Annotated in this window: 12 protein-coding genes; 3 read left to right on the top strand and 9 right to left on the bottom strand. The window is 64.8% G+C overall.

Annotated elements, in window-relative coordinates:
- Positions 1-6: 6 nt before the first annotated feature.
- Together LB528_RS15055 and cysG are read right to left on the bottom strand one after the other, a co-directional pair.
- On the bottom strand, positions 7-312 hold the full coding sequence (locus LB528_RS15055) for a DUF2849 domain-containing protein (RefSeq protein WP_224715371.1): 306 nt from the start codon (positions 310-312) through the stop codon (positions 7-9).
- Complete coding sequence (gene cysG / locus LB528_RS15050; RefSeq protein ID WP_224715370.1) at positions 309-1,757, bottom strand: siroheme synthase CysG; 1,449 nt, start codon at positions 1,755-1,757, stop codon at positions 309-311. Before cysG ends, LB528_RS15055 begins: the two co-directional genes overlap by 4 nt.
- Before the next feature lie 417 nt (positions 1,758-2,174).
- Between cysG and LB528_RS15045 the strand changes: the two genes are divergently transcribed.
- Positions 2,175-2,615, top strand: coding sequence for a host attachment protein (locus LB528_RS15045; protein ID WP_224715369.1), 441 nt, complete (start codon positions 2,175-2,177; stop codon positions 2,613-2,615).
- A 214-nt stretch (positions 2,616-2,829) separates the two neighbouring features.
- A complete protein-coding gene (gene ybaL, locus LB528_RS15040; protein WP_224513788.1) occupies positions 2,830-4,629 on the top strand; it encodes a YbaL family putative K(+) efflux transporter in 1,800 nt (599 codons plus the stop codon).
- Between the two features lie 6 nt (positions 4,630-4,635).
- Here the strand turns inward: ybaL and LB528_RS15035 are convergent, their stop codons facing one another.
- Entirely contained in the window at positions 4,636-5,442 is an 807-nt protein-coding gene (locus tag LB528_RS15035) for an AraC family transcriptional regulator (RefSeq protein WP_224715368.1), read from the bottom strand.
- A gap of 118 nt (positions 5,443-5,560) precedes the next feature.
- Here LB528_RS15035 and LB528_RS15030 point away from each other — a divergent pair, with 118 nt between their 5' ends.
- The gene (locus tag LB528_RS15030) at positions 5,561-6,478 is read left to right on the top strand and encodes a zinc-binding dehydrogenase (protein WP_224715367.1); all 918 of its coding nucleotides are present in this window, start codon (positions 5,561-5,563) and stop codon (positions 6,476-6,478) included.
- A gap of 10 nt (positions 6,479-6,488) precedes the next feature.
- On the opposite strand, the gene LB528_RS15025 is transcribed toward LB528_RS15030, so the two are convergent.
- The 6 genes from LB528_RS15025 to LB528_RS15000 all read right to left on the bottom strand — a co-directional run bounded on the left by LB528_RS15025 (position 6,489) and on the right by LB528_RS15000 (position 12,871).
- Complete coding sequence (locus LB528_RS15025) at positions 6,489-7,238, bottom strand: SDR family NAD(P)-dependent oxidoreductase (RefSeq protein WP_224513785.1); 750 nt, start codon at positions 7,236-7,238, stop codon at positions 6,489-6,491.
- A 424-nt stretch (positions 7,239-7,662) separates the two neighbouring features.
- Positions 7,663-9,921, bottom strand: coding sequence for a transglycosylase domain-containing protein (locus LB528_RS15020; RefSeq protein WP_224715366.1), 2,259 nt, complete (start codon positions 9,919-9,921; stop codon positions 7,663-7,665).
- Positions 9,922-10,295: 374 nt separating this feature from the next.
- Positions 10,296-10,442 (bottom strand): hypothetical protein, encoded by a 147-nt coding sequence (locus LB528_RS15015; protein ID WP_224513783.1) that lies wholly within the window; start codon positions 10,440-10,442, stop codon positions 10,296-10,298.
- Positions 10,443-10,490: 48 nt separating this feature from the next.
- Positions 10,491-10,691, bottom strand: a complete 201-nt coding sequence (locus LB528_RS15010) for a hypothetical protein (RefSeq protein WP_224715365.1) — start codon at positions 10,689-10,691, stop codon at positions 10,491-10,493.
- A 52-nt stretch (positions 10,692-10,743) separates the two neighbouring features.
- Positions 10,744-11,364: a ribonuclease D gene (locus LB528_RS15005; protein WP_224513781.1), complete on the bottom strand. Its 621-nt coding sequence runs from the start codon at positions 11,362-11,364 to the stop codon at positions 10,744-10,746.
- A gap of 121 nt (positions 11,365-11,485) precedes the next feature.
- Positions 11,486-12,871: a M20/M25/M40 family metallo-hydrolase gene (locus tag LB528_RS15000; RefSeq protein WP_224513780.1), complete on the bottom strand. Its 1,386-nt coding sequence runs from the start codon at positions 12,869-12,871 to the stop codon at positions 11,486-11,488.
- Positions 12,872-12,962 lie beyond the last annotated feature (91 nt).

Genomic DNA, 12,962 nt, shown 5'->3' with positions numbered 1-12,962 from the left:
TTGGGTTTAAGCCGCCCGTGCCGGTTGCGGGCTCGCCTGCTTGCCTAGATCGGTGCGGATGGTCGGGCCCGCGGCGCGTATCTTTTCGCGCAGCCGCACCGGTTCGACCAATCCGTCGACGATCGCAACGTCGATGATGTTGACGTCGACCACCTCATTGTTGGCGGCGGCCGCGGCGCCGATCGATTCCAGCCGGTCCTCCGCCGTCTTGTCATACGCGATATCAGCATGGCCGACCGTTTCCGCCCAGCCGCCGGCGGCGTACCAGACGGCGATGCCGTCGGAGAGCCTGTTCGCGGTGAGAACCTTCATTGCTCAACTCCTTCGGCCACGGCTGAAGCCGCGCCCCCATGCCTATGTGCCGCGAGCGGCTCGGATTGTTCGAAATTGGCGCCGGCGACGGCGTCGCCGATGATCGTCATCACCGGTCCGGTGAGATCGGCGCGCGCCTCCAACGACGGCAGGTCGGCAAGCGTGCCGTGGAAACGGCGGCGGCCGGCGAGGCTGGCGTTCTCGACGACGGCGACCGCGGTGTCCGGCGACAGCCCCGCCTCGATCAGCCGGCCCGCGACTTCCGCCGCGACTGAACGGCCCATATAGACGGCGACCGTCGCGCCGGAGATGGCAAGCTTTGCCCAGTCGGGCAGCGAGTTGCCCTTGAGGTCGTGGCCTGTGGTGAACACCATCGAGGACGAAACGCCGCGCAGCGTCAGCGGCAGTTCGAAATCGGCGGCGGCGGCGAAGGCGGCGGTGACGCCCGGAACCACCTCATAGGCGATCCCGGCCTCGCGCAGCGCCGCCATTTCCTCGCCGGCGCGTCCGAACACCAGCGGGTCGCCGGACTTCAGCCGCACCACGCGCTTGCCGGCGCGGCCAAGTTCGATGAGCAGCGCGTTGATCTCTTCCTGGCTCTTGGAATGACAGCCCTTGCGTTTTCCCACCGGCAGGCGCTCGGCATCGCGGCGGCCCATGGCGACGATCGCCTCCGGCACCAGCGCGTCGTAGACGATGGCATCGGCGTCCATCAGCAGGCGATGCGCGCGCAAAGTCAAAAGATCCTCCGCGCCCGGACCGGCACCGACCAGCGCGATATGTCCCTCGACCGGAGCATCCTGGGCCAAGAGGTCGAGCGCCGCGCCATGCGCCTCGGCGAGGTCGCCTGCTTCGATGGCCTTGGCCGGCGCGCCGGCGAAGAAATCGCTCCAGAAGCGGCGGCGGCGATTGCCTTTCGGCAGCCTCTCGGCAGCGGCCCGGAACGACGCGGCAAGTGCCGCCAGCCGGCCGAGCGATGGCGACAGCATGCGGTCGATGCGCCCGCGCAGCATCTGCGCCAGAACCGGTCCGGCGCCATCGGTACCGATGGCAATCGCCACCGGCGCGCGGTTGACCAAGGCCGGGGTGAAGAAATCGCAGAGGTCCGGACGGTCGACGGCGTTGACCGGAATGCCCAGCCGGCGCGCGTCTTCGGCTACGCGGCGATCGAGTGCCTCGTCGCCGCTCGCAGCGAACACCAGGGCGGCGCCTTGGAGATGCACGGCCTTATAGGCTGCGTTGATGTGAACGGCGCCGACCGATGCGATGAAATCCAGCAGCCCGCCACTTGCATTGTCGGCGACGATGCGCAGCACCGCGCTCGATTGCGCAAGGAGCCTGGCCTTGGCAAGCGCTTCCTCTCCATTGCCGACAATGGCTACGGCTTCGCCGTCGACCCGCATGAAGACGGGAAAGGCATTGAGCTTGGTATTGGCTTGCGACATGGCGACGAGCAATATTGGAACAGTTTGGCAGTTTTACGCGGGCTGGCCAAAAACCAGAAGGCAAGCACTCGCGCACTGCCGAACGGCAGGCAATCGCTTTTTCGCAGCCGCGAAGAGCAAGAGAAAAAAATTCTAGTTTGAGAACAACACCGCCAGAGCGGCATGGGAAACGGCTTTGATCCGTCGCAATTTTTAGCGCCTCGCACGGAAGGCCGCAAAACAGTTTTTTCTAAATTCTACTAACTTAGTAGATTAAAGCCGACCTTGCTGGTCGGCGCCCCGGCTTCGCCTGACGGGAGCAGTCGAGGACGCCATCCCGGATCGGAACCATCATGCTGCGCGGCTCGTTTGCCTAGCGATCATCCTGTCGATCCCAAGCTCCATCGATCGACAACAATGCAAGCAAGGAGGAACGCCATGAGCGTCAAGCTGAAACACGGAGTGTGGGTCGTCGTGGCTGATGGCGAAAAGGCGCTCTTCCTGCGCAACCAGGGCGACAGCAAGTTCCCGAACCTGGAGGTGGTGCAGGAGATGGAGCAGGAGAACCCCCCGACGCGCGAGCAAGGCAGCGACAAGCCGGGCCGCCAGAGCAACGAGGGTCCCCGCAGCGCCGTCGAAGAAACCGATTGGCACCGTCTCGGCAAGGAGCGCTTCGCCGTCGAGATCGCCGAGCGGCTCTACAAGCTTGCGCATCGCGGCGCGTTCGACGCGGTCGTGCTGATTGCGCCGCCGCAGGTGCTTGGCGAGATGCGCCAGAAACTGCACAAGGAGGTGGGCGAGAAGGTGCAGGCGGAAATCCCCAAAACGCTCACCAACCACACGATTTCCGACATCGAGAACCTGTTGCAAGCCGCATAAGGCGGCGAAAAGAAAGCGGCTTCGAGGCTGGATCGGCCCGAAGCCGTCTCTTTGTCGGCGCGGCGCCGATTTTCCGGTGCGCTGCCTCCAGCGCTGAATTCTGCGCGGCGGCGGTTGCATCATCGCCGCTCCGTCCACCATATTGCCGAAGGCGACGGCCTCGGCGGGCGCCCATCCGACATTCGTGAATTTTCGAAAAGGCGCTCCATAGACAATGCCGCATGACACGCCCCTTATCGCCACCATCGTCGCCGGTCTGGGGCTTGCATTCGTCTTCGGGGCGTTAGCCAACCGGTTCCGCATCCCGCCGCTCGTCGGCTATCTTGTCGCCGGCGTCCTCGTCGGTCCGAACACGCCCGGCTTCGTCGCCGACGCCAGCCTCGCCAACGAGCTCGCGGAAATCGGCGTCATCCTTTTGATGTTCGGTGTCGGCCTGCATTTTTCGCTGAAGGACCTTCTGTCCGTCCGCGCCATCGCCGTGCCGGGCGCCATCGTACAGATCGGCTTTGCGACCTTGCTCGGCGTGGGACTTGCCTGGCTGCTCGGCTGGTCGCTTGGCGCCGGCCTGGTCTTTGGCCTGGCGCTTTCGGTCGCCTCGACCGTGGTGCTTTTGCGCGCCATGCAGGAGCGGCGGCTGATCGAGACCGAGCGCGGCCGCATTGCCGTCGGCTGGCTGATCGTCGAGGATCTGGCTATGGTGCTGGCGCTGGTGCTATTGCCGGCGCTCGCCGGCGTGCTTGGCGGGCAGCCGCAGGTCGACGACCATGCGAGCCTGCTTTCGCTGCCCGCCAGCTACGGCATTTGGGGCGTGGTCGGCGTCACGCTTGCCAAGGTCGCCGCCTTCGTCGTCGTCATGCTGGTGGTCGGCCGCAGGGTCATTCCGTGGATCCTGCATTACGTCGCCCACACCGGCTCCCGGGAGTTGTTCCGACTCGCGGTGCTGGCCATTGCGCTCGGCGTCGCCTTCGGCGCGGCGAAGCTGTTCGGCGTCTCGCTGGCGCTCGGCGCCTTTTTCGCCGGCATGATCATGAGCGAATCCGAGCTCAGCCACCGCGCGGCGGAAGAATCGCTGCCGCTGCGCGACGCCTTCTCGGTGCTGTTCTTCGTCTCGGTCGGCATGCTGTTCGACCCTTTCAGCCTGATCAGCAACGGCCTGCCGATCCTCGCCACCTTGGCCATCATCATCATCGGCAAGTCGATCGCGGCTTTCGTCATCGTGGTCGCCTTCCGCTATCCGATCGCCACCGCGCTGATGACTTCGGCGAGCCTTGCCCAGATCGGCGAATTTTCCTTCATCCTGGCCGAGCTTGGCGTCGGCCTGAAACTGTTGCCCGAGCAGGGCCGCGACCTGATCCTCGCCGGCGCGATCCTCTCGATCCTGCTCAATCCGCTGATGTTCCTCATTGTCGACTGGATGAAGCCGTGCCTGGAAAGGCGCGCCGGCAAGGCCACGCCGGTCGAAGAGCAAAGGCCGGTCGGCCCGGCGACCGAGCCGGGCCAGGTCGCGTCGCTCCAGGCGGCTCCTGGCAAGGAAGATGGCCCGCCGCCCAAGACCGCGCTTGCCGGCCATTCCATCCTGATCGGCTACGGCCGCGTCGGCAACCTGGTGGGCGCGGCGTTGAAAGAAGCCGCCCTGCCCTTTCTGGTCATCGAGGATGCCGACAAGACGCTGGCCAAGCTGCGTGACGACGGCTTCGAGACCATCGCCGGCAATGCCGCCAATGTGGAGGTCTTCGCAGCGGCCAATCCGGAGGGCGCCAAGCGGCTGATCCTCGCTATCCCCAACGCTTTCGAGGCGGGGCAGGTTGTGCTCAGGGCTCGCGCGGCCAATCCGGCGATCGATGTCATTGCTCGCGCCCATTCCGACGCCGAGGTCGAGCACCTCAAAGGGCTCGGCGCCGACATCGTGATCATGGGCGAGCGCGAGATCGCCCGCGCCATCGTCGAGGTGGTAACCGGCACGGCCACGGATCCGGCCGGGCCTGCCATGGAGATCAACCCGCAGCCCGCTTGATGGAAGTCAGGCCAGGAACGCGGAACCGCCATTCTGCGCGATGTCGCTGAGATATTTCGCCGGCGGCTTGCCCAGCGCCTTCTTGAACATGGTGATGAAGGCGGTGACCGATTCATAGCCGAGATCGCCCGACACCTGCTGCACGCTGGCGCCGGAAGACAGCTCCCTGAGTGCCACGATCAGATGCAGCTGCTGGCGCCAGCGCCCGAAACTTAAGCCCGTCTCCTTCACGACGAGGCGCGCCAGGCTGCTCTCGCTGAGCGCCAGGCGGTCCGCCCACTCCGCCAGCGTGCTGCGATCGGCAGGGTCGTCGGCCAGCGCTTCGGCGATCCGCCGCAACCGCGGCTCGGCCGAGATCGGCAAATGCAATTGCTGCACAGGCATACGCGGCAGTTCGGCGAGCAGCACGCTTCCCAGGAAGTTGCCGCGCGCATCGTCCGGCGCGCAGTCCGACAGTTCGATGATCAGCTCGCGCAGCAGCGGCGAGATCGAAAGCGTGCAGCACCGATCCGGCAGGTCGGCGGCGCCCGGCTCGATATAGACGAAGAAAATCCGGGCATTGACCGTTGCGATGTTGCTGTGTTCCATGCGGCTCGGCACCCACACGCCGCAATGCGGCGGCACCATCCAAAGCCCGCTCGGAATGCGACAGGTGACGCCGCCGCCGAGCGCGAAGACGAGCTGCCCCTTGCGATGCCAATGCTCGCGCACCTCGGCCCTGGTCTCTGTGACATCGACGCCAACGGCGATCGCCGGCGCGGCCACGTCGTCGACGTCAAAATCCAGCCAGGGCCAGCGAAGCGGCTGTCTCATCCTTGATGTCTTTTAGCGATCATCTGGCTTTATCTCTAAATTTTTCAAGCGCGAAAGTCGATAGGCTCCAGCCGTTTCGTCAATCGACTCCCAAAGCCAATTTCGAAAGGAGGGGCCTGTGCTCGCTCTCGCCATTTCTTCCGACAGCCCTACCCGGCTGAAGCTCACCGGAGCCGAGGAGCCAAGCTGCAATGGAAATGAAGCATTGGTGGCTGTTCATGCAACTTCGCTGAATCGTGGTGAGCTGCGCCTGCTCGGCATACGTCCCGACGGCTGGATACCTGGCCAGGACATCATCGGCATTGTCGAGCGCGCGGCCGCCGATGGTTCAGGCCCGGCCGCGGGCACGCGCGTTGCGGCCTTGGTCGACCAGGCCGGCTGGGCTGAACGGGTGGCCGTTCCGACCGATCGTCTCGCCGTCGTGCCGGACGCGGTCAGCTTCGCCGACGCAGCCACGCTTCCCGTGGCGGGTACGACGGCGCTCAGGATGTTGCGCCATGGCGGCGATCTCACCGGACAGCGGGTCTTGATCACCGGCGCGAGCGGCGCGGTCGGCCGCTTCCAGATTCAAATCGCCCGCGAGCAAGGCGCTTCGGTGACAGCGATCGCTTCGGCCCGGCACCACGATGATCTTCGCGAACTGGGCGCCGAGCAGGTCGTCGAGTCGATCGAACTCACCGAGGGAGCGTTTTCATTGATCACCGAGTCGGTCGGCGGGAAAAGCCTCGCCGACGCGATCGAACACGTCGCGCCCGGCGGGACAATCGTTATGTTCGGCTCGAGCAGCGGCGAGCTCACGCCGATCGGATTCCGCCAGTTCGTTCCAGGCCACGAAGGCGCGCGGCTTCAGACCTTCGCCTATTACACGTCCGGTTCAGCCATCGGCGCCGACATCGCCGCGCTGCTCGATCTCGTCGCGGCCGGCAGGCTCGAAACGCGCGTGGCCATGACCGTGCCGTGGACGGACATCGGCCAGGCCCTGGACGCTCTGCGGCAACGCAGCTTCAGCGGCAAGGCTGTTGTCACCATGGCTTGACGTCAGCCAATCACACGTGCTGGCCGCCATTGATGTGGATTTCCGAGCCGGTCACGTAGGACGCCTGGCCCGAACACAGGAAGAAGATGATGTCGGCGACTTCCGAGGTGGCACCGAGGCGCCTGAGCGGGATTGTTTCGACGATCTTGTCGGTGCCGGGCGACAGGATCGCCGTGTCGATCTCGCCCGGCGCGATGGCGTTGACGCGGATGCCATGCGGGCCGAAGTCATGCGCCATCTCGCGCGTCAGCGAGCCGAGCGCCGCCTTGGATGTGGCATAGGCCGTGCCGGCGAAGGGATGCACGCGGGTGCCGGCGATCGAGGTGACGTTGACGATCGAGCCCTTGGCGGCGGCGAGTTCCTTGAACAGACCTCTCGCCAACATGATCGGCGCGAAGAAATTGACCTGGAACACGTCGCGCCAGACATGCATAGGCGTGTCGATCGAATTCATGCGGCTGCCGTCTTTCAGCTTCGGCGAGATGCCGGCATTGTTGACCAGCGCGTGCAGCTGTCCGCCATGCGCCTCCAGCCGGTGACGGATTTCCGAAACGGCGATACCGACATCCTCCTGGTCGGCGAGGTCGACCTTGATGTGGTCCTCGGGACCGGCCGGCCATGGACAGTCCTCGGCAAAGGCCTGGCGCGAGCAGGTGATGACGCGCCAGCCCTCGCGCGAAAAGCGCTTCACCGTTGCATGGCCGATGCCTCGGCTGGCGCCGGTGAGCACGATGGTTTTTCTGCTGTCGGTCTCGGCCATGTCGCGGTCTCCGGCGCGTGATCTAGCCGAATATGGTTACAATGGCGAGAGGCCGCTAGGAGATCGCAAGATCGGCCGGCAATTGCCATTCAATAGCAAGTCGGGCGCGCCGCACGCAGGCCGAGATTGAGAAGAAAAACCAGACCCGACAACGTCCAGAGCACCACTAGAAAAGTTCCCCGCGACCGTCTGGCTAGGCGCGCAATGCCCCAGGCCAACCCGTAAGGCAGCCCAGGATGACGGAGCCGTATATCGCCCCGACTCTTTCCTGATCGAGGTATCGAGGATCGGGGTAATAGAGATATGGCAGGTGTCGAATGGCCACGACACTGACCGTCATCCCGGCCAGCAAGAGCCACTGCCACGTGCTTAGACGCTTGTATCCTATCCCATCAGTCGACTCGGCCGGTTCGCCTGCCATTGTCTAACCGCCGCCCAGAATATCGAGGATCGAGGTCTGGCGCCTTTTCTTCGGACCGCCGACGTCGCCGGGCGGCACCGGATGTCCGACCGATGCGGTGGTGCCGCCATCGCTCGGCATGCCGAAGCCGTCGGCATCGACCGTCTGGGCCGGACGCGCCTGCCGTGCGGGCGCAGGGGCCTGGGCGACGGGCGCCGACTGGCCGACGGCGGCCGGCGGCGCAGGCGGCGGCTGCGTGGCATCCGCCGACGGGATCTCGTCCGGCACGATCGTATCGGACGGCGTCGATTTCCAGGTGCCGGGCAGCGGCCTGACAGGCACGCCCTCATGCGCGGCCACCATGAATTCATGCCAGGCCTGCGCCGGCAAGGCGCCGCCGGTGACCTTCTTCATCGGGCTGCCGTCGTCATTGCCGAACCACACGCCGGTGGTGAGATTGGCGGTGTAGCCGACGAACCAGGCATCGCGCGAATTCTGGCTGGTGCCGGTCTTGCCGGCCGAAGGCCAGTTGAACGCCGCCTTCTTGGCGGTGCCGACCTCGACGGTCCCGGTCATCATCGAGTTCATCATGCCGACGATATCGGCCTTGATGACGCGCGGCGCGCTGCCGGTGCTGCCCTCGTAGAGCACCTTGCCGTTGGCTGTCGTGATGCGCTGGATGAAATGAATATCCGGCTTGTAGCCGCCATTGGCGAAAGGCACATAGGCCGACGTCAATTCCAGCGGCGTCACTTCCGATGTGCCGAGCGCGATCGAGGTGTTGGCCTGCAGGTCCGACTGGATGCCCATGCGATGCGCGGCTTCGACCACCGCGTCGGGCCCGACCTCCATGGTGAGCTGTGCCGCGACCGAATTGAGCGACTTGGCCAGTGCCGTGGCCAGCGTGACCTTGCCGTAATATTTGCCGCCGTAATTGTCGGGTGTCCATTTGCCGATTTTGATCGGCGCGTCGTTGCGGACGCTGTCCGGCGTGCGGCCGGCCTCAAGCGCCGCCATGTAGACGAAGGGCTTGAAGGCCGAGCCAGGCTGGCGGCGCGCTTCCGAGGCGCGGTCGAACTGGCTGGTCGAATAATCATAGCCGCCGACCATGGCGCGCACCGCGCCCGAATCGTCGATCGACACCAGCGCGCCTTGCGTGACGTTGAGCTTCTTGCCGCTCTCATCGATCAGCCGGCGGATCGACTGTTCGGCAATCTTCTGCAGGTTGAGGTCGACGGTGGTGTTGATGACGATGTCGCCGCGCACGTCGCCGACGAGGTCGGGAAGCTCGTCCATCACCGTGTCGGCGACATAGTTCTCAGAGCCGGTCCAGTAGGACGGCGCACGCGTCGCCGGCGCGCTCAGCGCGGTCTTGTATTCCTTGTCGCTGATCTTGCCTGTCTCGCGCATGGCGGCGAGCACGAGCTGCGCCCGCTCCTCGGCCGCTTTGGGATCGCGCGCCGGCGACAGCTTGGACGGCGCCTTGAGCAGACCCGCAAGGAGCGCGGCCTCCGAAAGCGTCACGTCGCGCGCGCTCTTGCCGAAATAGCGCCGCGAGGCCGCCTCGACGCCATAGGCGCCCGAGCCGAAATAGACCCGGTTGAGGTACATTTCGAGGATCTGGTCCTTGCTATGCTTGTGCTCGAGCCAGAGCGCGAGCAGCACTTCCTGCACCTTGCGCTCCAGCGTGCGGTCCGGGGTCAGGAACAGGTTCTTCGCTAGCTGCTGCGTCAGCGTCGAGCCGCCTTGCGAAAAATGCCCGCCAAGCAAATTGGTGACCATGGCGCGCGACAGGCCGATCGGGTCGATGCCGAAATGCGAATAGAAGCGGCGGTCCTCGATGGCGACGACGGCCTCCGGGATATAGGGCGACATTTCGTGCAGGCCGACGGCCTCGCCGCCCGACGCGCCGCGATTGGCGATCAGCGCGCCATCGACCGACACGATCTTGATGTTGGGCGCGCGGTCCGGGACCGACCATGTCGTCGCCGCCGGCATCTTGGCGCCGTAATAGATGACGATGCCCGCCGCCGCGATGCCGCCCCAGATGCACAGCACGAAGCACCAGTAGACCAGCCGGGTGGCAATGCCGAGCAAGCCCCGCCGGTTGCGATCGCGGCCGCGACCGCGTGATTTCGCCTTTGCGGAACTTCCCTTCGCAGCGGATTTACGGGTGCGCGGCACGACGCGATCCTCCTCGCTGACCGAAAAGCCCTCGGAAGATTTCGCGCGCGGCGATCCCTCGAAGCTCGGTTCGATGCGACTGTCCCTGCGGTTCGCCATGCGCTCTTGCTTGTCTGTCCCCGGTGCCGATGGCGTTCGGGTTGCAGAGTAGATGCGGCGGTTTAAAGGCGGGTTAAAGCAGGGTTTATGCAGCCTTTTGAAAACCCTTAGGATTTTCTAGATCCAACGGCATCGCACTATCCTTCGCTGTCGAATCGATCGCCTGCGGGACGCCGTATCATCGCGGGTGGACGGTTGCTCCCGCGGCTTTTGCCAGATAAGGCGCCAGCGCCAGCGCATAGGTTGCCGTGAGATGATGGCTACGGCAAGCCCGCGCAGCCCCTGTATCTCCGGCCGAAATCCCCCGGCGCAATGTCGTCTCGCAAAGCCGGTCTAGCCCCTCACGGCGCCGGTCTCCCGGCTGGCCACCATGGTCAATTCTGCTGGATCGAAATGCCCTTGTCGTCGATCTTGAGCTCGACGCCTTTCGGCCTGGTCTGCTCGCGATAGACATAGATGCCGAGCGCGATGATCGCCGCAACCAGGGCCCCGATGATGAGATAGAGCGTGTTCTGCCTCATTGCGTCCCCTTGTTTCGGTCGAGGCCCGCTTTGAAGCCTGCAGGCAGCCTACTGGTCGCCGTCATCTGATGCTGGGCGCCAGCTCGTCGGATCGACCTTCTTTTGCGTGTCGCTGTCGGTGTAGACCCACCAGCCGCCGTCGCGATACTGGCCGATGGATTCATTGACGACGCCGTCGCTGTCTTTCCACAGGATGGTGACCTTCGAGCCGTCCTTCGGCGCGCTTTCTATCGGTTTGCGCTCTGCCATCTCACTCCCTCCACCAACCGGCCCCAACGTCCTTTCGATGCGCCGGGTTCCGTCAGCTATGCGCGAAGATGTCTTCCTCCGCCCAGCCCATAAGGTCGAGCTTGGCGCGCGTCGGCAGGAAACGGAAGCAGGCGTCCGCCTCCTTGGTGCGGTTCTCGCGCGCCAGGCGCGCGCCCAGCACCTCGTGCAGCCTGTGCAGGTAGAGCACGTCCGAGGCGGCATATTCGAGCTGTTCGGGCGAGAGCGTTTCGGCCGCCCAGTCGGAGGATTGCTGCGCCTTGGACAGGCCGATGCCGAGCAGTTCGCTGCAGAGATCCTTCAACCCGTGACGATCGGTATAGGTGCGGGTGAGCCGCGAGGCGATCTTGGTGCAGAACACCGGCTCGGCCATCACGCCGAAGGTGTGGTAGAGCACGGCGATGTCGAAGCGGCCGTAGTGAAACAGCTTGGTAATGGTGTTGTTTCTCAACAGGCTGGCGAGGTTCGGCGCCTCTTTCTGGCCCGGAGCGATCTGGATGACATCGGCGCTGCCGTCGCCGGGCGAAATCTGCACCACGCAGAGCCGGTCGCGATGCGGGTTGAGCCCCAGCGTCTCCGTGTCGATGGCGACCGCCCCGACACTATAGCGCGACAGGTCAGGCAGATCGTTTTTGTGGAAACGGATATCGGTCATTCTCTTCTCCGGATCGCGGCCGCAATACCGCGCATCGCCTGGGATGCGCCAGCAGGCGGCGCGTTGCGCTGGTCATTCGTCCTCGCCGCGATCCGAAGAAAAATCAACAGAAAGTTGGATTTCAACGTGTCAGCGCGTCGAGGATGCGCGCCCAGGACCGCTGACCCTTGTGGAACGAAGTCAGCTCATATTTCTCGTTCGGCGAATGGATGCGGTCGTCGTCGAGGCCGAAGCCGACCAGCAACGATTCCATGCCGAGATAAGTCTGGAAATCGCCGACCACAGGAATGGAGCCGCCGCCGCCGGTGGTGACCGCCTGCTTCTCCCATTCGTCGGACAGCGCATCCTTGGCCTTGGCCAGGAACGGCGAGTCGTAGGAAAGCTGGATCGCCGGCGAACCGCCATGCGGGTGGAATTCGACCGAGCAGTCGCCGGGAATGCGTTCGCGCACGAAGGCCTGGAAGGCGGCGCGGATCTTCTTCGGATCCTGCTTGTGCACGAGCCGGAACGACACTTTCGCCGAGGCCTCCGCCGCGATCACCGTCTTGAAGCCCTTGCCGGTATAGCCGCCGATGATGCCGTTGAATTCCGCGGTCGGCCGCGCCCAGGTGAGCTCGAGCACCGAGCGCCCCTTTTCGCCGGCGGGAATGGAGAGGCCGACCGGTCCGAGGAAGGTCTCGGCCGTCTCGCCAAGTCCCTCCCAGGATTTCAGCACCTGCGAAGGCGTCTCCTCGACGCCGTCATAGAAGCCCGGAATGGTGACGCGGCCGTCCTTGTCGTGAACGTCGGCCAGCACTTTGGCCAGGATGCGGATCGGATTGGCGGCCGGGCCGCCATAGAGGCCCGAATGCAGGTCGCGGTTGGCCGCCTTGACGGTGACCTCCTCGCCGACCATGCCGCGCAGCGACACGCAGATCGACGGCGTCTCGCGGTTCCACATGCTGGTGTCGCAGACCAGCGCGAAATCCGCCTTCAGCTCGGCCGCGTTGGCTTCCAGGAATGGCTTGAGCGACGGCGAGCCGGATTCCTCCTCGCCTTCGAACAGGATGGTGACGCGGCAGGGCAGGTTGCCATGCACCTGCTTCCACGCGCGGCAGGCCTCAACGAAGGTCATCAGCTGGCCCTTGTCGTCGGCCGAGCCGCGGCCGGTGATCACCTTGCGGCCGGGCTCGATCTCCTTGATCGAAGGCGCGAACGGATCGGTTTCCCACAATTCGATCGGATCGACGGGCTGTACATCGTAGTGGCCGTAGAACAGCACATGCGGCGCGCCCGCCGGTCCCTCGTGATGCGCCACCACCATCGGGTGTCCGGGCGTCCCGCGCACACTCGCGTCGAAGCCGATCAGCTTGAGCTCGGCGACTAGCCATTCGGCACCCTTGCGGCAGTCGGCGGCAAAGGCCGGATCGGTGGAAATCGACTTGATAGCGAGCAGGCCGAACAGCCGCTCCAGGCTCTGGTCGAGATTCTGATCGAGACGCTCAAGGACGGGGGCAATTCTGGACATGCGGGAGCCTTTCAAGTTTTCGGCAGACCCTAATGGGCCGCGCCGAAAACGAAAAGCCCGCGATCGTTAGACCAGGATGCGATCGCTGTCG

Origin of the sequence: Mesorhizobium sp. CA4 (genome assembly GCF_020165075.1) — a bacterium.
In the GTDB taxonomy this organism is placed as follows: Bacteria; Pseudomonadota; Alphaproteobacteria; order Rhizobiales; family Rhizobiaceae; genus Mesorhizobium.
This window is presented reverse-complemented; position numbering and strand designations above follow the sequence as displayed.

Coding starts and splice junctions, on each gene's coding strand:
- LB528_RS15055 (WP_224715371.1), bottom strand. CDS start 312: ATGAAGGTTCTCACCGCGAACAGGCTCTCCGACGGCATCGCCGTCTGG.
- cysG (WP_224715370.1), bottom strand. CDS start 1,757: ATGTCGCAAGCCAATACCAAGCTCAATGCCTTTCCCGTCTTCATGCGG.
- LB528_RS15045 (WP_224715369.1), top strand. CDS start 2,175: ATGAGCGTCAAGCTGAAACACGGAGTGTGGGTCGTCGTGGCTGATGGC.
- ybaL (WP_224513788.1), top strand. CDS start 2,830: ATGCCGCATGACACGCCCCTTATCGCCACCATCGTCGCCGGTCTGGGG.
- LB528_RS15035 (WP_224715368.1), bottom strand. CDS start 5,442: ATGAGACAGCCGCTTCGCTGGCCCTGGCTGGATTTTGACGTCGACGAC.
- LB528_RS15025 (WP_224513785.1), bottom strand. CDS start 7,238: ATGGCCGAGACCGACAGCAGAAAAACCATCGTGCTCACCGGCGCCAGC.
- LB528_RS15020 (WP_224715366.1), bottom strand. CDS start 9,921: ATGGCGAACCGCAGGGACAGTCGCATCGAACCGAGCTTCGAGGGATCG.
- LB528_RS15015 (WP_224513783.1), bottom strand. CDS start 10,442: ATGAGGCAGAACACGCTCTATCTCATCATCGGGGCCCTGGTTGCGGCG.
- LB528_RS15010 (WP_224715365.1), bottom strand. CDS start 10,691: ATGGCAGAGCGCAAACCGATAGAAAGCGCGCCGAAGGACGGCTCGAAG.
- LB528_RS15005 (WP_224513781.1), bottom strand. CDS start 11,364: ATGACCGATATCCGTTTCCACAAAAACGATCTGCCTGACCTGTCGCGC.
- LB528_RS15000 (WP_224513780.1), bottom strand. CDS start 12,871: ATGTCCAGAATTGCCCCCGTCCTTGAGCGTCTCGATCAGAATCTCGAC.